Annotated in this window: 15 protein-coding genes; 11 read left to right on the top strand and 4 right to left on the bottom strand. The window is 72.5% G+C overall.

Annotation, left to right across the window (positions count from 1 at the left end; all coding sequences use genetic code 11):
* Positions 1-279 precede the first annotated feature (279 nt).
* The gene (locus tag ACH4ZX_RS15905; protein WP_398272511.1) at positions 280-2,214 is read left to right on the top strand and encodes an acyl-CoA dehydrogenase family protein; all 1,935 of its coding nucleotides are present in this window, start codon (positions 280-282) and stop codon (positions 2,212-2,214) included.
* A 19-nt stretch (positions 2,215-2,233) separates the two neighbouring features.
* On the opposite strand, the gene ACH4ZX_RS15900 is transcribed toward ACH4ZX_RS15905, so the two are convergent.
* A complete protein-coding gene (locus tag ACH4ZX_RS15900) occupies positions 2,234-2,683 on the bottom strand; it encodes a lamin tail domain-containing protein (RefSeq protein WP_398272510.1) in 450 nt (149 codons plus the stop codon).
* A 185-nt stretch (positions 2,684-2,868) separates the two neighbouring features.
* On the opposite strand from ACH4ZX_RS15900, the gene dxr reads away from it, so the two are divergent.
* From dxr to ACH4ZX_RS15870, 6 genes are all read left to right on the top strand, one after another.
* Complete coding sequence (gene dxr, locus ACH4ZX_RS15895; protein ID WP_398272508.1) at positions 2,869-4,125, top strand: 1-deoxy-D-xylulose-5-phosphate reductoisomerase; 1,257 nt, start codon at positions 2,869-2,871, stop codon at positions 4,123-4,125.
* 8 nt (positions 4,126-4,133) lie between these two features.
* Positions 4,134-5,426 (top strand): M50 family metallopeptidase, encoded by a 1,293-nt coding sequence (locus ACH4ZX_RS15890; RefSeq protein ID WP_398272730.1) that lies wholly within the window; start codon positions 4,134-4,136, stop codon positions 5,424-5,426.
* A gap of 240 nt (positions 5,427-5,666) precedes the next feature.
* Entirely contained in the window at positions 5,667-6,824 is a 1,158-nt protein-coding gene (gene ispG / locus ACH4ZX_RS15885; RefSeq protein ID WP_398272506.1) for a flavodoxin-dependent (E)-4-hydroxy-3-methylbut-2-enyl-diphosphate synthase, read from the top strand.
* A gap of 149 nt (positions 6,825-6,973) precedes the next feature.
* On the top strand, positions 6,974-7,822 hold the full coding sequence (locus ACH4ZX_RS15880; RefSeq protein ID WP_398272504.1) for a GNAT family N-acetyltransferase: 849 nt from the start codon (positions 6,974-6,976) through the stop codon (positions 7,820-7,822).
* 53 nt (positions 7,823-7,875) lie between these two features.
* Entirely contained in the window at positions 7,876-8,448 is a 573-nt protein-coding gene (locus ACH4ZX_RS15875; protein WP_398272502.1) for a GNAT family N-acetyltransferase, read from the top strand.
* Positions 8,449-8,543: 95 nt separating this feature from the next.
* Positions 8,544-10,244 (top strand): proline--tRNA ligase, encoded by a 1,701-nt coding sequence (locus tag ACH4ZX_RS15870; protein WP_398272500.1) that lies wholly within the window; start codon positions 8,544-8,546, stop codon positions 10,242-10,244.
* 549 nt (positions 10,245-10,793) lie between these two features.
* On the opposite strand, the gene ACH4ZX_RS15865 is transcribed toward ACH4ZX_RS15870, so the two are convergent.
* From ACH4ZX_RS15865 to ACH4ZX_RS15855, 3 genes are read right to left on the bottom strand one after another with little or no spacing between them, the layout of a single operon-like run.
* On the bottom strand, positions 10,794-11,693 hold the full coding sequence (locus ACH4ZX_RS15865) for an aminoglycoside phosphotransferase family protein (protein WP_398272498.1): 900 nt from the start codon (positions 11,691-11,693) through the stop codon (positions 10,794-10,796).
* Positions 11,694-11,720: 27 nt separating this feature from the next.
* Complete coding sequence (locus tag ACH4ZX_RS15860; RefSeq protein ID WP_360758502.1) at positions 11,721-12,179, bottom strand: ferritin-like domain-containing protein; 459 nt, start codon at positions 12,177-12,179, stop codon at positions 11,721-11,723.
* Entirely contained in the window at positions 12,176-12,745 is a 570-nt protein-coding gene (locus ACH4ZX_RS15855) for a hypothetical protein (RefSeq protein ID WP_398272496.1), read from the bottom strand. Before ACH4ZX_RS15855 ends, ACH4ZX_RS15860 begins: the two co-directional genes overlap by 4 nt.
* 731 nt (positions 12,746-13,476) lie before the next feature.
* On the opposite strand from ACH4ZX_RS15855, the gene rimP reads away from it, so the two are divergent.
* The 4 genes from rimP (at position 13,477) to infB (ending at position 18,617) form a co-directional block, all read left to right on the top strand.
* Entirely contained in the window at positions 13,477-13,983 is a 507-nt protein-coding gene (gene rimP / locus ACH4ZX_RS15850) for a ribosome maturation factor RimP (RefSeq protein ID WP_398272494.1), read from the top strand.
* Positions 13,984-13,985: 2 nt separating this feature from the next.
* Positions 13,986-14,975, top strand: a complete 990-nt coding sequence (gene nusA / locus ACH4ZX_RS15845) for a transcription termination factor NusA (RefSeq protein WP_351897543.1) — start codon at positions 13,986-13,988, stop codon at positions 14,973-14,975.
* A gap of 101 nt (positions 14,976-15,076) precedes the next feature.
* Positions 15,077-15,373, top strand: a complete 297-nt coding sequence (locus ACH4ZX_RS15840; RefSeq protein ID WP_398272492.1) for a YlxR family protein — start codon at positions 15,077-15,079, stop codon at positions 15,371-15,373.
* A 145-nt stretch (positions 15,374-15,518) separates the two neighbouring features.
* Entirely contained in the window at positions 15,519-18,617 is a 3,099-nt protein-coding gene (gene infB / locus ACH4ZX_RS15835) for a translation initiation factor IF-2 (RefSeq protein WP_398272490.1), read from the top strand.
* Positions 18,618-18,740: the final 123 nt, after the last annotated feature.

The raw sequence follows: 18,740 nt of genomic DNA, 5'->3' as shown, positions 1-18,740 counted from the left end.
CTGATCCTCCGCGCCGGCGTTCCGCTGCCCCGGAGCCCGGGCTCCCCGGCGGGCGGCGGACGCCCGCCGGCCGTCCGTACCCCGAACGGTCCCCCGGAAGCCGCCCCGGTGCAACTCCGCCACCGGCGGCGTCCGTCCGGCCCAGCGGTCCCCTCACATCGGCTGAACGATTGCACGAAGGGTGGTGCCCGCCCCCCGAATCGGGTACATACGATCGCGTAGAACCCGTCGGTAACCAAAACGGACCAAGATCCCCAATTCGCGGCGAGGTGAGCCTCGATGTCCGCACCAACACCACCCCGGCCGAACGTCACGGAACGTGAGGCCCGGCAGGTGGCGGAGGAAGCCCGGGAGCAGGACTGGCGCAAGCCCAGCTTCGCCAAGGAACTGTTCCTCGGCCGCTTCCGCCTCGATCTCATCCACCCCCACCCACGGCCCGCCGACGAGGCCGCCCAGCGCGGCGAGGAGTTCCTCGCCAAGCTGCGCGACTTCACCGAGACGAAGATCGACGGCGCCCTGATCGAGCGCGAGGCACAGATCCCCGACGAGGTCGTGAGCGGCCTGAAGGAGATCGGCGCCTTCGGCATGAAGATCGACACCAAGTACGGCGGCCTCGGCCTCACCCAGGTGTACTACAACAAGGCCCTCGCCCTGGTCGGCTCCGCCAGCCCCGCCATCGCGACCCTGCTCTCCGCCCACCAGTCCATCGGCGCACCCCAGCCCCTGAAGCTCGCCGGCACCGACGAGCAGAAGGAGATCTTCCTGCCGCGCTGCGCCCGCACCGACATCTCCGCCTTCCTGCTCACCGAGCCCGACGTCGGCTCCGACCCGGCCCGCCTGGCCACCGTCGCGGTCCCCGACGGCGACGACTACGTCATCGACGGCGTGAAACTGTGGACCACCAACGGCGTGGTCGCCGACCTCCTCGTCGTCATGGCCAAGGTCCCGAAGTCCGAGGGCCACCCCGGCGGCATCAGCACCTTCATCGTGGAGGCGTCGTCGCCCGGCATCACCGTCGAGAACCGCAACGCCTTCATGGGCCTGCGCGGCATCGAGAACGGCGTCACCCGCTTCCACCAGGTCCGGGTCCCCGCCGCGAACCGCATCGGTCCCGAGGGCGCCGGCCTGAAGATCGCCCTGACCACGCTCAACACCGGCCGGCTCTCGCTGCCGGCGATGTGCGCGGGCGCCGGCAAGTGGTGTCTGAAGATCGCCCGCGAGTGGACCGACGCCCGCGCGCAGTGGGGCAGGCGCATCGCCGAGCACGAGGCCGTCGGCTCCAAGATCTCCTTCATCGCCGCGACCACGTTCGCCCTGGAGGCGGTCGTCGACCTGTCCTCGCAGATGGCCGACGAGAACCGCAAGGACATCCGCATCGAGTCCGCCCTCGCCAAGCTGTACGCCAGCGAGATGGCCTACCGCATGGCCGACGAACTCGTCCAGATCCGCGGCGGACGCGGCTTCGAGACCGCCGCCTCCCTCGCCGCCCGCGGGGAGCGCGCCGTGCCCGCCGAGCAGTTGCTGCGCGACCTGCGCATCAACCGCATCTTCGAGGGCTCGACCGAGATCATGCACCTGCTCATCGCGCGCGAGGCGGTCGACGCCCACCTGTCGGTCGCCGGCGACCTGATCGACCCCGAGAAGTCCCTGTCGGACAAGGCGAAGGCGGGCGCGAACGCCGGCGCCTTCTACGCGAAGTGGCTGCCGAAACTGGTCGCAGGCCCGGGGCAGCTCCCCGGCGCCTACGCCGAGTTCCGGCACGGGGTCGACCTCTCCCGGCACCTGCGCTACGTCGAGCGCAGCGCCCGCAGGCTGGCCCGCTCCACCTTCTACGGCATGTCCCGCTGGCAGGGCCGGATGGAGACCAAGCAGGGCTTCCTGGGCCGCGTCGTCGACATCGGCGCGGAGCTGTTCGCGATGAGCGCCTCCTGCGTCCGGGCCGAACTCCTGCGCAGCGAGGGCGACCACGGCCGCGAGGCCTACCAGCTCGCCGACGCCTTCTGCCGCCAGTCCCGGGTCCGTGTCGAGGAACTCTTCGGCCGGCTGTGGACCAACACCGACGACATCGACCGCCGGGTCGTCAAGGGCGTCATGTCCGGCACGTACACGTGGCTGGAGGAGGGCGTCGTCGACCCGTCGGGCGAGGGCCCGTGGATCGCCGACGCGTCTCCCGGACCGGCGAAGAAGGAGAACGTGCACCGGCCCATCCGGTGAGGCCGGGCGGGGCGGCGGCTCAGCAGTACTTGTAGCCGCTGCCCCGCGACGACCAGGTGCACGAGTCGGCCTTCGTGCCGCCGGCCCGGTAGAGCTTCGCGGTGTCGCCGGTGTTGTTCCACACGTACCAGGCACGGCCCCAGTACTTGTCGGTCCCGGTGTTGGTGCCCTTGCCGGTGTGCACCTTCTTGCTGCTGCCCGGGCCGATCTTCACGTCGCCGAAGGTGTACGTGTGGCCCGTCGCGTCCTTGATCTTCCAGTTCTTCAGGGAGACCGTCGACGACGTGGAGTTCTTGATCTTGACCCACTCGGCGTTGAGGCTCGTGTTGGAGCCGGTGTCCGAGCCCGGGCTGTCGTAGTACACCTCGTAGATGTGGACGCTCCCGGCCGCCTCGGCCGGAGAGCTGAGCAGCGTGCCGGTGAGCAGCGCGGCGCCCGCGAGCGCGGGCAGGGCGGCGCGTGTCCGCATGGAATTCCCCCCAGGGTCTTCGTCTGCCGGCCGGTCGTCCACGGCCGGTGAAGAAGTGTTATCACATGATCTTCACGTGGGTTTCACAAAGGGCGTTTTCGCTCCGATCCGCGCAGTGCGCGACAACCCGCCCGCGCGAGGGACGCCCTGTCCTTCTCGGGGCCCGCCTCGGCAACAATGGGGGGATGAGCGACAGTCCAGCCCCACTCGCCGATCCCCACCTCGTCTACGACCCCGTAGCGGGCGACGGCCCGAAGGACGTGGTGATCCTCGGCTCCACCGGCTCGATCGGCACCCAGGCCATCGACCTCGTACTGCGCAACCCCGACCGCTTCCGGGTCACCGCCCTGTCCGCCAACGGCGGCCGGGTGGCCCTCCTCGCCGAGCAGGCGCACCGGCTCAGGGCGCGGACCGTCGCGGTGGCCCGCGAGGACGTCGTACCGGCCCTGCGCGAGGCGCTCGCCGCCCGCTACGGCGCGGGGGAGCCGCTCCCCGAGATACTCGCCGGACCCGACGCGGCCGCCCAGGTCGCCGCCTCCGACTGCCACACCGTGCTCAACGGCATCACCGGCTCGATCGGCCTGGCCCCCACCCTCGCCGCCCTGGAGGCGGGCCGCACCCTCGCGCTCGCCAACAAGGAGTCGCTCATCGTCGGCGGCCCGCTGGTCAAGGCCCTCGCCAAGCCCGGGCAGATCATCCCGGTCGACTCCGAGCACGCCGCCCTCTTCCAGGCGCTGGCGGCCGGCACCCGCGCGGACGTCCGCAAGCTCGTCGTCACGGCCTCCGGCGGCCCCTTCCGCGGCCGCACCAAGGAGCAACTGGCCCACGTCACCGTCGAGGACGCCCTCGCCCACCCCACCTGGGCCATGGGACCGGTCATCACGATCAACTCCGCGACCCTGGTGAACAAGGGCCTGGAGGTCATCGAGGCGCACCTGCTGTACGACATTCCCTTCGATCGGATTGAGGTGGTCGTGCACCCGCAGTCGTATGTCCACTCGATGGTCGAGTTCACGGACGGATCCACGATGGCCCAGGCGACGCCCCCCGACATGCGGGGGCCGATCGCCATCGGTCTCGGCTGGCCCGAGCGCGTCCCCGACGCGGCGCCCGCCTTCGACTGGAGCAAGGCCTCGACGTGGGAGTTCTTCCCGCTCGACAACGACGCGTTCCCGTCGGTGAACCTCGCCCGGCACGTGGGCGAGCTCGCGGGCACCGCCCCGGCGGTGTTCAATGCGGCCAACGAGGAGTGCGTGGAGGCGTTCCGCGGCGGCGCGCTGCCGTTCAACGGGATCATGGAGACCGTCACCCGGGTGGTCGAGGAGCACGGCACCCCGCGCACGGGAACCTCACTCACCGTGTCGGACGTCCTCGAAGCGGAAACCTGGGCCCGGACCCGGGCCCGGGAACTGGCGGCACAGACGGCGGAGGCCGGTGCATGACGACCCTGATGTTCTTCCTCGGCATAGTGGTCTTCGCGTTCGGCCTGCTGGTCTCGATCGCGTGGCACGAGCTGGGGCACCTGTCCACGGCCAAGCTCTTCGGCATCCGCGTGCCGCAGTACATGGTCGGCTTCGGCCCGACCATCTGGTCGCGCAAGAAGGGCGAGACCGAGTACGGGATCAAGGCAGTCCCGTTCGGCGGGTACATCCGCATGATCGGCATGTTCCCGCCCGGCCCCGACGGCCGGCTCGAAGCCCGCTCCACCTCGCCCTGGCGCGGCATGATAGAGGACGCCCGCTCGGCGGCCTTCGAAGAGCTGCGGCCGGGCGACGAGACCCGCCTCTTCTACACCCGCGCCCCCTGGAAGCGGGTCATCGTGATGTTCGCGGGCCCCTTCATGAACCTGATCCTGGCGGTGGCGCTGTTCCTCACCGTCCTGATGGGCTTCGGCATCTCGCAGCAGACCACCACCGTCAGCTCGGTGTCCCAGTGCGTCATCGCGCAGAGCGAGAACCGCGACACCTGCAAGAAGAGCGACCCCGCCTCCCCGGCGGCGGCGGCCGGCCTGAAGGCGGGCGACAAGATCGTCTCCTTCGACGGCGTCCGGACCGACGACTGGAACCAGCTGTCGGACCTGATCCGCGCCAACCCCGGCAGGAACGTGCCGATCGTCGTCGAGCGCAAGGGCGCGGAGATCACCCTGCACGCGAAGATCGCCAGCAACCAGGTCGCCAAGAAGGACTCCAGCGGCCAGATCGTCCAGGGCAAGTACGTCACCGCCGGCTTCCTCGGCTTCAGCGCCGCCAGCGGCATCGTCCGGCAGGACTTCGGCGAGTCGCTGACCTGGATGGGCGACCGGGTCGGGGACGCCGTCGACTCCATCGCGAGCCTGCCCGCCAAGATCCCCGGCCTGTGGGACGCGGCCTTCGGCGACGGCAAGCGCGCGGCGGACTCCCCGATGGGCGTGGTCGGCGCGGCCCGGGTCGGCGGTGAGATCTTCACCCTCGACATCCCGGCCAGCCAGCAACTGGCGATGTTCGTCATGCTGGTCGCCGGCTTCAACCTCTCCCTGTTCCTGTTCAACATGCTTCCGCTGCTGCCCCTGGACGGCGGCCACATCGCGGGGGCCCTGTGGGAGTCGCTGCGCCGCAACACGGCGAAGCTGCTGCGCCGCCCGGACCCGGGACCGTTCGACGTGGCGAAGCTGATGCCGGTGGCGTACGTGGTGGCGGGGATCTTCGTCTGCTTCACCCTGCTCGTCCTGGTGGCCGACGTCGTCAACCCGGTCAGAATCTCCTAGCCATCGGGAGTTCACGACGGCCCGGCACGCTGTGTGCCGGGCCGTCGTGCGTCGGGCGGCGGCGCGGAGCGTGATGTGCCGTCGCGCGTCGGGCTGGGCACCGGGCGTGATGTGCCGTCGTGCGTCGGGCGGGGCACGGGCGTGATGTGCCCGGGGCCTCGCCGGTGCCGTAATCTCGGAGCCCGGAGCCCGGTGTTGACGGGACCGGACCTTGGATCACGACTTGGGGTTGCACAGCAGATGACTGCGATTTCTCTCGGCATGCCGTCCGTTCCGACCAAGCTCGCCGAGCGCCGCAAGAGCCGGCAGATCCAGGTCGGCTCCGTGCCGGTGGGCGGCGACGCCCCGGTGTCGGTGCAGTCGATGACGACGACGCGTACCTCCGACATCGGTGCCACGCTCCAGCAGATCGCGGAGCTGACGGCGTCGGGGTGCCAGATCGTGCGGGTGGCGTGTCCGACGCAGGACGACGCGGACGCGCTGGCGACGATCGCGCGGAAGTCGCAGATCCCGGTGATCGCGGACATCCACTTCCAGCCGAAGTACGTGTTCGCGGCGATCGAGGCGGGCTGTGCGGCGGTGCGGGTGAACCCGGGCAACATCAAGCAGTTCGACGACAAGGTCAGGGAGATCGCGAAGGCGGCGAAGGACCACGGCACGCCGATCCGGATCGGGGTGAACGCGGGTTCGCTGGACCGGCGGCTGCTGCAGAAGTACGGGAAGGCGACGCCGGAGGCGCTGGTGGAGAGCGCGCTGTGGGAGGCGTCGCTGTTCGAGGAGCACGACTTCCGGGACATCAAGATCTCCGTGAAGCACAACGACCCGGTGGTGATGATCGAGGCCTACCGGCAGCTCGCCGCGCAGTGCGACTACCCGCTGCACCTCGGCGTGACGGAGGCGGGCCCGGCGTTCCAGGGCACGATCAAGTCGGCGGTGGCGTTCGGGGCGCTGCTGTCGCAGGGGATCGGGGACACGATCCGGGTGTCGCTGAGCGCGCCGCCGGTGGAGGAGATCAAGGTCGGCATCCAGATCCTGGAGTCGCTGAACCTGCGGCAGCGTGGTCTGGAGATCGTCTCCTGCCCGTCCTGCGGCCGGGCCCAGGTGGACGTGTACAAGCTGGCCGAGGAGGTCACGGCGGGGCTGACCGGTATGGAGGTCCCGCTGCGGGTGGCGGTCATGGGCTGTGTGGTCAACGGTCCCGGTGAGGCGCGGGAGGCCGATCTGGGTGTCGCCTCCGGCAACGGCAAGGGGCAGATCTTCGTCAAGGGCGAGGTCATCAAGACGGTCCCCGAGTCGAAGATCGTCGAGACCCTGATCGAAGAGGCCATGAAGCTGGCGGAGCAGATGGAGGCCGAAGGCGTCGCCTCCGGCGAGCCCTCGGTGTCGGTCGCCGACTGACCACGGCACATGCGCGGCCGACCTGGTGGAACGCCCCCGGGGCCACGGCCGCCGCACCCGTCCCACCGTGCCGCCCCACGGGGCGGCGCCCCACAAATTCGCCAGGTACAGTGCGGAGATCAGCGAAACCTCAGGGTGAGGCCCCGCACGTGTTGACGCAGACCACCTCCAGAGTGCTCGAACCGGGCGACCTGGACGCCGCGCTCGCCGTCCTGGACCGCGAGCCGGTCGCGAACGCCTTCGTGACCTCCCGCGTCCAGGTCGCCGGCCTCGACCCGTGGCGGCTCGGCGGCGAGATGTGGGGCTTCTACGAGGACGGGATACTCACGTCCCTGTGCTACGCCGGCGCCAACCTCGTCCCCATCTGCGCCACCCCGCGTGCCGTGCGGGCCTTCGCCGACCGTGCCCGCCGGGCCGGCCGCCGCTGCTCCTCCATCGTCGGCCCCGCCGAGCCCACCGCCCAGCTCTGGCGCCTCCTCGAACCGAGCTGGGGCCCGGCCCGCGAGGTCCGCAGGCACCAGCCCCTCATGGTCACCGACCGCATGCCCGCCGACATGGCCCCGGATCCCTACGTCCGCCGCATCCGCAAGGACGAGATGGACACGATCATGCCGGCGTGCGTGGCGATGTTCACCGAGGAGGTCGGCGTCTCCCCGCTGGCCGGCGACGGCGGGCTGCTCTACCAGGCCCGGGTCGCCGAACTGGTCGGCTCCGGCCGCTCCTTCGCCCGCCTCGACGAGCACGGCAAGGTCGCCTTCAAGGCGGAGATCGGCGCGGCGACGCCGCAGGCCTGCCAGATCCAGGGCGTGTGGGTGGCCCCCGAGTACCGCGGGAAGGGCCTGGCGGCCCCCGGCATGGCGGCGGTCCTGCGGTACGCGCTGGCCGACGTGGCGCCGGTCGTCAGCCTCTACGTCAACGACTTCAACACCGCCGCGCGCAGGACGTACCGGAGAGTGGGCTTCCGCGAGGTCGGCGCGTTCATGAGCGTGCTGTTCTGACCCAGGTCCGGCTCCGGGACCCGTCGCTGTCACGAGCCCTGTAGTCTCCCCGCATGCTGCGCTTTCCCGGTCACGGTCACTCCCAGCCCGACGACGTGGTGATCGGCCCGCTCGACCTTCCGGCCCGGGTCGACGAAGCGCTCGCCGTCCAGGCCGTCGCCTTCGGACTCGGCGCGGAAGAGGTCGCCGTACGCCGTCAGATCGTCCTGCGCCACATGACCTTTCCCGGCGCGAGGGCCCTGGGCGCCACCACCGCCCGGAACGACCTCGTCGGATTCGTGTACGGCATGCCCAACGACCGCACTCACTGGTGGTCCACCGTCGTCGAGCCGTACCTGCGGGCGCAGGGCCACGACGACTGGCTCGACGACTCCTTCGTGATCACCGAGCTGCACGTCCACCCGCGCTACCAGAACCGCGGCATCGGCCGCTCCCTCATCACCACGATCACCGACGGCGCCACCGAGCCCCGCTCGATCCTGTCCGCGATCGACATCGAGAGCCCGGCGCGCGGCCTCTACCGCTCCCTCGGCTACCGGGACCTGGCCCGCCAGGTCCTCTTCCCGAGCGCCGCGAAGCCCTACGCCGTGATGGGCGCCCCCCTGCCCCTGCTCCGCCGTCGGTAGGCCCGTCGGCCCGCCCCAACCGATTTCCGCCGCCCCCGGCCGCCCGGCTAACCTCCTAGGCATCACCCTTACGCCGCAGCAGGAGTACGAGAACCATGGCGAACACACCGGTCCAGCGCATGTCCCAGTTGATGGCGAAGACGCTGCGCGACGACCCGGCGGACGCCGAGGTGCTCAGCCACAAGCTGCTCGTCCGCGCCGGTTACGTCCGCCGGACCGCCGCCGGCGTCTGGAGCTGGCTGCCGCTGGGCCGGAAGGTCCTCGCCAACGTGGAGCGGATCGTCCGCGAGGAGATGGACGCCATCGGCGCGCAGGAGGTGCTGCTGCCCGCCCTGCTGCCGCGGGAGCCGTACGAGGCGACCGGCCGCTGGGAGGAGTACGGCGCCGAGCTGTTCCGCCTGAAGGACCGCAAGGGCGGCGACTACCTCCTCGGCCCGACGCACGAGGAGATCTTCACGCTGCTGGTGAAGGACCAGGCGTCCTCCTACAAGGACCTGCCGGTGATCCTCTACCAGATCCAGCACAAGTACCGCGACGAGGCCCGCCCGCGGGCCGGCATCCTGCGCGGCCGCGAGTTCCTGATGAAGGACTCCTACTCCTTCGACCTCACCGACGAGGGGCTCGCCCAGTCGTACGCCCTGCACCGCGAGGCCTACCGCCGGGTCTTCGACCGTCTCGGGCTCGACTACCGCATCTGCGCGGCGACCGCCGGCGCGATGGGCGGCTCGAAGTCGGAGGAGTTCCTCGCCCCGGCCGACGCCGGCGAGGACACCTTCGCGGACTGCCCGAACTGCGACTTCGCGGCCAACACCGAGGCGATCACCTACGAGCTGCGCCCCCAGGACGCCTCCGGCGTGCCGGCCGCCGAGGACATCCCGACCCCGAACACCCCCACCATCGAGACCCTCGCCGCCTCCCTCGGCGTCCCGGCCTCCGCCACCCTGAAGAACCTCCTGGTGAAGGTCGACGGCGAGATCGTCGCCGTCGGCGTCCCCGGCGACCGCGAGGTCGACCTGGACAAGGTCGAGGCGCACTTCGCCCCGGCCGTCGTCGAGATGGTCACCGAGGAGGACTTCACGGGCCGGCCGGACCTGGTACGCGGCTACGTCGGCCCGCAGGGCCTGGAGAAGACCAAGTACATCGCCGACCCGCGGGTCGCCCCGGGCACCGCGTGGATCACCGGCGCCAACAAGCCGGACCTGCACGCCAAGAACGTGGTGGCCGGCCGTGACTTCGAGGTCGACGAGTACGTCGACGTCGTGGTGGTGCAGGAAGGCGACCCGTGCCCCAAGTGCGGCACCGGCCTGAAGCTGGACCGCGCCATCGAGATCGGCCACATCTTCCAGCTGGGCCGCAAGTACGCCGACGCCCTCAAGCTCGACGTCCTCGGCCAGAACGGCAAGCCGGTCCGCGTGACCATGGGTTCCTACGGCATCGGCGTCTCCCGCGCCGTCGCCGCCCTCGCCGAGCAGTCCGCCGACGAGCAGGGCCTGTGCTGGCCGGCGGAGGTCGCCCCGGCCGACGTGCACGTGGTGGCCGCGGGCAAGGCCCTGCAGATCGAGCTGGCGCTCGACGTCTCCGAGCGGCTGCGCGCCGCCGGCCTGCGCGTCCTGGTCGACGACCGGGCCGGGGTCTCCCCGGGCGTGAAGTTCACGGACTCCGAGCTGATCGGCGTACCGAAGATCCTGGTGGCGGGCCGCCGCTCCGCCGAGGGCGTGCTGGAGCTGAAGGACCGTAAGACCGGCGAGCGCGAGGAACTGACGGTCGAGGAGGCCATCGCCCGCCTCACCGCGTGAGCGGGGCCTTACGGACCGTTCCTCCGGAGACGTTCCGGGCCTTTCCCCGGAGGGGTTTCGGGCCGTTCCCTGGCGGGGTTCCGGGCCGGCCCCCAGCGGGATTGCGGCCAGCCCCAGTGGGGTTTCGGTCCGTTTCCCGGCGGGTTTCGGTCCGTTTCCCGGCGGGTTTCGGGCCGTTCCCCTTGCGGGGTTCCGGGCCGGCCCCCAGCGGGGTTTCCGGTCGGTTCCCCCGCGGGATTTGGGGCTTTCCTTCGGCGGACTTCCGGGCCGCCGTTCCCCGGCGGGCGGCCCGGGGCCGCCCCGGCCGCAGGGGGCGACCCGGGCCCGGTGGCGCTGGTCGGCGGTGGCTGAGCAGCGCAGCAGGTGCCGCGGCCGGGCGGTGCGGAGCGCGCCGCGCGGGCCGGGCCGGTGCTCGCCACCCCCGTCTCCCGCGACAACCGGGCCACCGGGCAGACGTCCTCTCGTCGCGCGCGTCGGCAGCGTGCTCGTGCTCCCGGCCCCGCACCGCACCGCACCGCGCATCCGGCCCGGCGCCGGCGTGGGCCGGGGTCAGAGCCAGCTCGCGAACTCCAGCAGCAGCTCGGCGTCCCGTTCCCGCCCGACCCTGCGCGCCCGCACGCCGGATTCCACGGCCCTGAACAGCGTCCAGCCGCGCAGCCGCTCCCGGTCGACCTCCAGCGCCTCCGCGAGCCGCTTCACGCGCCGCCGGGTCGTGGTGGCCCCGGACGGCGAGGCGATCAGGTCCTCCACCCGGTCCCGTACCAGCCGTGCCAGGTCGAAGGCGCACTCGCCGACCACCGGGTCCGGGCCCACCGCCAGCCACGGCATCCGCTCCCCGGCGAGCACCTTGCTCTGCCGGAAGGTCCCGTGCAGCAGACGCTGCTCGGGCGGCGCCGCCAGCAGTTCCTCGCGGGCCGCGAGCGCCGCGTCGACCAGCGGGGCCAGCTCGGGGGCCGCCGACGCGCTCGCCCGCATCGCCTCCGCCTGCCGGCCGGTCCGCTCGGCCACCGTCTCGAAGGAGTGTCCGGCGGGCGGCCCCACCCACAGCCGCCGCAGCGTGCCCGCCGCCTCCAGCTGGGCCCTCGCCTCCGGCAGCGACCGCACCGAGACGTCCGGGTGCAGCCGCTCCAGCAGCAGCACGCCCTCGGTCACGAACGGCTCCAGCAGCTGCACGGCGCCCAGACCGTCCCAGTGCGCCAGCGCGGCCCGCTCGCTCTCCGGACGCGCCCGGGGCGGCGCCAGCTTGAGCACGGCGGGGGTGCCGTCCGGCCGCCGCACCAGCACCACCAGACTGCTGCGCCCGCCCGGCACCTGGACCCGCTCGACGGTCAACTCACGCAGAGCAACGGCCTGTTGGACCGCCCGGGGCAGCTGCTCCAGCCAGTCGTCACCGCCCGGCGCGCTCTCACCGAGCGCCCTGACCAGGCGTCGCGGGGGTTCCAAGGCCATGCGCGAGTCGTCCCCTTCCAGTCCCGGTCACGCCGTCGGCGTCGCCGACGGGCCGGCGTCGGCCGCCCGCTCGGCGAGACCAGGGAAGGCTACGCTCTCCCCGCGCCAGCGCACCGCGCGCACCGCCGCCTCGCGCAGCGCCTCGGCTGCACCGCGCCGCAGCTCGCCTCCGGACGCCCGCACCAGGTCGGAGTACACCCCGGCCACCCGGTCCTCCAGTTCGGCGGCCAGCCGCACCGCCGCGGCCGAGTCCGGCACCGGGAAGGGCAGCGCGTACGCCGCCGCGGCGGCCGCCGGGGTGCCGCCCAGGTCGCGCACCTCGCGCACCAGCGTGTCCCGCCGGGCCCGGTGGGCGTCGTACGCGGACCGGGCCTCCGCCCGGCGCCGCTCACCGATCCGCCCGCCGACCACCCCGTACCCGTACACGGCGGCGTGCTCGGCCGCCAACGCCGCCTGAAGGGCCTGCAACCGCCTCTGCTCGCTCACCGGGCGCCTTCCGTCAGCAGGTACGCGTGCGCGGCGCCCGCCGCCGCCACCGAGGCGAGCAGGCGTGCCAGTTCGCCCGGCAGGCCGTCGAGCGCGGCCGTGCGGCGGTCGGCCAGGGCGCGCTCCGCGGCGGCGAGCCCGGCGAGGGCGGACTTCTCGTCGGCGGGCGCGGCGGCCGACGCGGAGGCGGTCACCGACGCGGACGCGGAGGCGGTGGCCGACGGGGCCGAGGCGGACGGCGGGACCGAGGGGGACGGCGACATCGTCCCGCCCCTGCCCCCGAACGCCTCCGCATGCCGCGCGACCTCGGCCCGCAGCGGTGCCAGCCGCTCCGCGAGCCCGGGGAACGCGGCGATCACACCGTCGTACCGCTCCAGCAGGCCCGCGCTGTCCCGGGCCGCACGCGCGCGTGCCCGCTCGGCGGCCGACGGACGGCCGCCCCCGCTCTCCTCCGACGGGCCGGCTCCGGACGAGCAGCCCGCCAGCAGGGCCGCCCCGGCGGCCGAGGCGAGCAGGGATCTTCTGCGCGGCGCGGACAGGGCGCGCGACGGCGGGGGGTACGGCACGGCAGACGTCCTCGGAGGCTCGTACGAACACACGGGCGGGAAGGGCGGCCCGCCGTGATCACGGTACCCGCGCCCCCGCCCGCCGCCAGGCACCGGCACCGTCCGTTCCGGACGCCGGCGCCTGGCCCTGTCTCCGCGCGCCGCCGGCACCGACCCCGTCTCCGCCCGCCGCGCGCCGCCGACACCGGCCGCGCGCCACCGGCACCGCCGCGCCCCGCGCCCCCTCGGGCGCCTCCGCCCGCCGCCAGGCACCGGCGCCGGCCGTGTCCCGTCCGCCGCGCGCCGCCGGCTCCGGCCGCGGCTCCGCGCGCCGTCGGTAGCCGGGTCCGGTCCTGCCTCCGCGCGCCGCCGGGCGGCGGCACCGGCCGTGCCTGTGTCCGCCGGGGTGCGTCGGCACCGTCCCCGCCTCCGCCCGCCGTCAGGCGCGGGAATCGCCCGTGTCTCCGTCCGCCGCGCGTGCCGGCGGCACCGGCCGTGCCTGTGTCCGCCGGGGTGCGTCGGCACCGTCCCCGCCCCGTCCCCGCCGGCCGCCGGCCGCCGGCCGCCGGGCACCGACCCCGCCCCCGTCCCCGCCCGCCGCCGGGCACCGGCACCGCCCGCGCCCCCGCCGCCGTCAGGCACCGGTGTCCGCCCGTGCCGGCGTGGACGGCAACACCCTCCGCGACCCGATACCCTTTGACCAGACACGCGACCCATCCCACAACAGCACACGCGGCCGAGGAGTCACCCGGATGAGCACCACCCACAGCGAGAGGCTGCGAGAGCTCCTGGAACCGCTCGTCAGCTCCCAGGGCCTGGATCTCGAGGAGATCGCGGTGGACTCGGTCGGACGCAAGCGGGTGCTGCGCGTGGTCGTCGACTCCGACACCGGTGCCGACCTGGACCAGATCGCCGATGTGAGCCGCGCGCTCTCGGCGAAGCTCGACGAGACGGACGCGATGGGCGAGGGCGAGTACACCCTCGAGGTCGGCACCCCGGGCGCGGAACGCCTCCTCACGGAACACCGGCACTACGTCCGCGCGATCGACCGGCTGGTCAAGTTCCAGCTGGCCGAGGGCGGCGAGCTGGTCGCCAGAATCCTCCAGGTCGACGACGAAGGACTCGACCTCGAGGTGCCCGGGGTCAAGGGTCGCAGGGCCACCACGCGCAGGATCGCCTTCCCCGAGATCGAGAAGGCCCGCGTGCAGGTGGAATTCAGCCGCAAGGACAAGCACGAAGAGAACGCAGAGGAGGCGTAGCCGTGGACATCGACATGAGTGCCCTGCGGGGCTTGGTACGGGAGAAGGAGATCTCCTTCGACCTGCTGGTCGAGGCGATCGAGTCGGCCCTCCTCATCGCCTACCACCGCACCGAGGGAAGCCGCCGCCACGCGCGCGTGGAGCTCAACCGGGAGACCGGGCATGTGACCGTGTGGGCGAAGGAGGACCCCGAGGACCTCGAGGAGGGCCAGGAGCCCCGCGAGTTCGACGACACCCCGTCCGGTTTCGGCCGCATCGCCGCCACCACCGCCAAGCAGGTGATCCTGCAGCGGCTGCGCGACGCCGAGGACGACGCGACGCTCGGCGAGTACGCCGGCCGCGAGGGCGACATCGTCACCGGCGTGGTCCAGCAGGGCCGCGACCCGAAGAACGTGCTCGTGGACATCGGCAAGCTGGAGGCCATCCTGCCGGTGCAGGAGCAGGTGCCCGGCGAGACGTACCAGCACGGCACGCGCCTGAGGTCGTACGTCGTCCGGGTGGCGAAGGGCGTCCGCGGCCCGTCCGTGACGCTCTCCCGCACGCACCCGAACCTGGTGAAGAAGCTGTTCGCGCTCGAGGTGCCGGAGATCGCCGACGGGTCCGTCGAGATCGCCGCGATCGCACGTGAGGCCGGTCACCGCACGAAGATCGCCGTCCGGTCCACCCGATCGGGCCTGAACGCCAAGGGCGCCTGCATCGGTCCGATGGGCGGACGTGTGCGCAATGTCATGGGCGAGCTGAACGGCGAGAAGATCGACATCGTCGACTGGTCGGACGACCCCGCGGAGATGGTCGCCAACGCGCTGTCACCCGCCCGGGTCTCCAAGGTGGAGGTCGTGGACATGGCCGCCAGGTCCGCCCGGGTCACCGTGCCGGACTACCAACTGTCCCTCGCCATCGGCAAGGAGGGGCAGAACGCCCGGCTCGCCGCCCGGCTCACCGGATGGCGTATCGACATCCGCCCGGACACCGAACAGGCCACCGGGGAATAGTTCCAAGCCGCAGGTCGCTTAGATCACGACAGTTATCTGCGCAGCAACGTTCGATCTCAGCCCCAAAGGGGTGAGGTCGGTACGGGGAGGTAGACTTAAGAGTGTCTGGCCGGACGCGCGCCCGAACATGCCCTGAACGCACGTGTGTGGGATGCCGGGAGCGAGCGGCCAAGGCCGACCTACTGCGCATCGTGGCGATCGAGGACGAGTGTGTCCCCGATCCTCACGGTACGCTGCCCGGCCGGGGTGCCTATGTGCACCCCGCCTCGGTCTGTCTCGACCAGGCGGTACGCCGCCGGGCGTTCACGCGGGCACTGCGCGCCCCGGGAGCGCTCGACACAAAGGCGTTGCGCCGATACGTCGAGCAGTCGACAGTTGCCGATCGGGCAACACCGTAAGTCGTGCCGCACGGAACCCCGTGCGGCCTGGTACCTCGCGAGTCGAAAGCAGGTCGAGATTGCGATGAGCACTCGATGAGTACGCGATGAGTACGCCCATGAACTAGCGACGGTCCGGCCGCAACCCGGACCTCAAAGGAGCGAAGTGGCTAAGGTCCGGGTCTACGAACTCGCCAAGGAGTTCGGTGTCGAGAGCAAGGTCGTCATGGCCAAGCTCCAGGAACTCGGTGAATTCGTCCGTTCGGCGTCTTCGACCATCGAAGCGCCCGTAGTACGCAAACTGACTGACGCCTTCCAGGCGGGCAGCGGCAACGGCAAGTCCGGCGCCAGGCCCGCACCCCGGAAGGCCGCCCCCAAGCCCGGCGCGCCCTCTCCGGCGCAGGCTGGGGGTCCCTCCCACGGCGTTAGGCCAGTGGGTGAACGTCCGGCTGCCCCGAGGCCGCCGGCCGCGCCCAGGCCCGCCGCGGCTCAGCAGCCCGCGGCCCCGTCGGCCCCCGCGCCGGCTCCGGGACCGCGCCCGACGCCGGGCCCCAGGCCCGCACCTCGTCCGGCTCCGGCCGCGCCCACCACGCCGGAGTTCACCGCTCCGCCGTCGGCGCCGGCTCCGGCCCCGTCCGCGCCGGCCTCCCAGGGCCCGCGTCCCGGCGCCCGTCCCGGTGCCCCCAAGCCCGGCGGCCGTCCGGCCGGCGGTCAGGGCCAGGGTCAGGGCCGTCCCGGTCAGGGCGCCCCGCGTCCCGGCGGTCAGGCCCCGCGTCCGGGTGGACGCCCGGCCGGTCCGCGCCCGGGCAACAACCCCTTCACCTCCGGTGGCTCCACCGGCATGGCGCGCCCGCAGGCGCCCCGGCCGCAGGGGCCTCGTCCGGGCGGTCCCGGTGCCCCCGGCGCCGGTCCCCGGCCCCAGGCGCCCGGTGGCGCCCAGGGCGGCGGTCCGCGTCCGCAGGCTCCGGGCGGTCCGCGTCCGACGCCGGCCGGCATGCCCCGTCCGCAGGGCGGTCCGCGTCCCGGCGGCGGCCCCGGCGGCCCGCGTCCGAACCCCGGCATGATGCCGCAGCGTCCCGCTGCGGGTCCGCGTCCCGGCGGCGGCCCCGGCGGCCGCGGTCCCGGCGGCGCCGGTCGTCCCGGCGGTGCCGGTCGTCCGGGCGGCGGCGGCTTCGCCGGCCGTCCCGGCGGCGGTGGTGGCGGCGGCTTCGCCGGTCGCCCCGGCGGCCCCGGTGGCGGCGGCGGTGGCTTCGCCGGCCGTCCGGGTGGTCCCGGCGCCGGCGGCGGTGGCCGTCCCGGCTTCGGCGGTCGTCCCGGTGGTCCGGGCGGTCGCGGTGGCACGCAGGGCGCCTTCGGCCGTCCCGGCGGTCCCGCGCGCCGCGGCCGCAAGTCGAAGCGGCAGAGGCGCCAGGAGTACGAGGCCATGCAGGCCCCGTCGGTCGGCGGCGTGATGCTGCCTCGCGGCAACGGCGAGAGCATTCGCCTGTCGCGCGGTGCGTCGCTCACCGACTTCGCCGAGAAGATCAACGCCAACCCGGCGTCGCTCGTCGCGGTGATGATGAACCTGGGCGAGATGGTCACGGCCACGCAGTCCGTCTCCGACGAGACGCTGCAGCTCCTCGCCGACGAGATGAACTACACGGTTCAGATCGTCAGCCCCGAGGAGGAGGACCGCGAGCTGCTCGAGTCCTTCGACATCGAGTTCGGCGAGGACGAGGGCTCGGAGGAGGACCTGGTCGTCCGTCCGCCGGTCGTCACCGTCATGGGTCACGTCGACCACGGCAAGACCCGCCTGCTCGACGCCATCCGCAAGACGAACGTCATCGCGGGCGAGGCCGGCGGCATCACCCAGCACATCGGTGCCTACCAGGTCGCGACCGAGGTCAACGACGAAGAGCGCAAGATCACCTTCATCGACACCCCGGGTCACGAGGCGTTCACCGCCATGCGTGCCCGCGGTGCGAAGTCGACCGACATCGCGATCCTGGTCGTCGCGGCCAACGACGGCGTCATGCCGCAGACGGTCGAGGCGCTCAACCACGCCAAGGCGGCCGACGTCCCGATCGTCGTCGCGGTCAACAAGATCGACGTCGAGGGCGCGGACCCGACCAAGGTGCGCGGTCAGCTGACCGAGTACGGCCTGGTGGCCGAGGAGTACGGCGGCGACACCATGTTCGTCGACATCTCCGCCAAGCAGGGTCTGCACATCGACTCGCTGCTGGAGGCCGTGATCCTCACGGCCGACGCCTCGCTCGACCTGCGGGCCAACCCGAACCAGGACGCGCAGGGTATCTCGATCGAGTCCCGTCTCGACCGCGGCCGCGGTGCCGTGGCGACGGTCCTCGTCCAGCGCGGCACGCTGCGGGTCGGCGACACGATGGTCGTGGGCGACGCCTACGGCCGGGTGCGCGCCATGCTCGACGACAACGGCAACAACGTCGCCGAGGCGGGCCCGTCGACGCCGGTCCAGGTCCTGGGCCTGACCAACGTCCCGGGCGCGGGTGACAACTTCCTGGTGGTCGACGAGGACCGTACGGCCCGTCAGATCGCCGAGAAGCGCGCCGCCCGCGAGCGCAACGCGGCCTTCGCCAAGCGCACGCGTCGCGTGTCCCTCGAGGACCTGGACAAGGTGCTCAAGGCCGGCGAGGTCCAGCAGCTGAACCTGATCATCAAGGGTGACGCTTCCGGTTCGGTCGAGGCGCTCGAGTCCTCCCTGCTCCAGCTGGACGTCGGCGAAGAGGTCGACATCCGGGTCCTGCACCGCGGCGTCGGTGCGGTCACGGAGTCGGACATCGACCTGGCGATGGGCTCCGACGCCATCGTGATCGGCTTCAACGTCCGCGCGGCCGGCCGCGCGGCGCAGATGGCCGAGCGCGAGGGCGTGGACGTCCGGTACTACTCGGTCATCTACCAGGCGATCGAGGAGATCGAGGCGGCCCTCAAGGGCATGCTCAAGCCGGAGTACGAGGAGGTCGAGCTCGGCACGGCGGAGATCCGCGAGGTCTTCAAGTCGTCCAAGCTGGGCAACATCGCCGGTGTCCTCATCCGGTCCGGCGAGGTGCGCCGCAACACCAAGGCCCGCCTCATCCGCGACGGCAAGGTGGTCGCGGAGAACCTCACCATCGAGGGCCTGCGTCGCTTCAAGGACGACGTCACCGAGATCCGCGAAGGCTACGAGGGCGGTATCAACCTCGGAAACTTCAACGACATCAAGGTCGACGACGTCATCGCGACGTACGAGATGCGGGAGAAGCCGCGCGCGTAAGCGCCCGGCCTTCCGAGACGGTCCGGTCCGGGGCCGGTCGACGGAGAGTAATTTCCGTCGATCGGCCCCGGCCGTTCGTTGTACGGTGCTGATGTTCCCGCCGGTGGTCCGGCGGGCCCCTCA

Source organism: Streptomyces sp. NPDC020490, from assembly GCF_044335305.1.
Classification (GTDB): Bacteria; Actinomycetota; Actinomycetes; order Streptomycetales; family Streptomycetaceae; genus Streptomyces.
Note: the sequence above shows the minus strand (reverse complement) of the source record. Positions and strands in the feature narration are given on the sequence as shown.

Excerpts from the sequence above, each read along its gene's own strand:
- ACH4ZX_RS15905 (WP_398272511.1), top strand. The coding sequence starts at position 280 with ATGTCCGCACCAACACCACCCCGGCCGAACGTCACGGAACGTGAGGCC.
- ACH4ZX_RS15865 (WP_398272498.1), bottom strand. The coding sequence starts at position 11,693 with ATGGCCTTGGAACCCCCGCGACGCCTGGTCAGGGCGCTCGGTGAGAGC.
- rimP (WP_398272494.1), top strand. The coding sequence starts at position 13,477 with ATGAGCACCACCCACAGCGAGAGGCTGCGAGAGCTCCTGGAACCGCTC.
- ACH4ZX_RS15890 (WP_398272730.1), top strand. The coding sequence starts at position 4,134 with ATGTTCTTCCTCGGCATAGTGGTCTTCGCGTTCGGCCTGCTGGTCTCG.
- ACH4ZX_RS15875 (WP_398272502.1), top strand. The coding sequence starts at position 7,876 with ATGCTGCGCTTTCCCGGTCACGGTCACTCCCAGCCCGACGACGTGGTG.
- ACH4ZX_RS15900 (WP_398272510.1), bottom strand. The coding sequence starts at position 2,683 with ATGCGGACACGCGCCGCCCTGCCCGCGCTCGCGGGCGCCGCGCTGCTC.
- dxr (WP_398272508.1), top strand. The coding sequence starts at position 2,869 with ATGAGCGACAGTCCAGCCCCACTCGCCGATCCCCACCTCGTCTACGAC.
- ispG (WP_398272506.1), top strand. The coding sequence starts at position 5,667 with ATGACTGCGATTTCTCTCGGCATGCCGTCCGTTCCGACCAAGCTCGCC.
- ACH4ZX_RS15870 (WP_398272500.1), top strand. The coding sequence starts at position 8,544 with ATGGCGAACACACCGGTCCAGCGCATGTCCCAGTTGATGGCGAAGACG.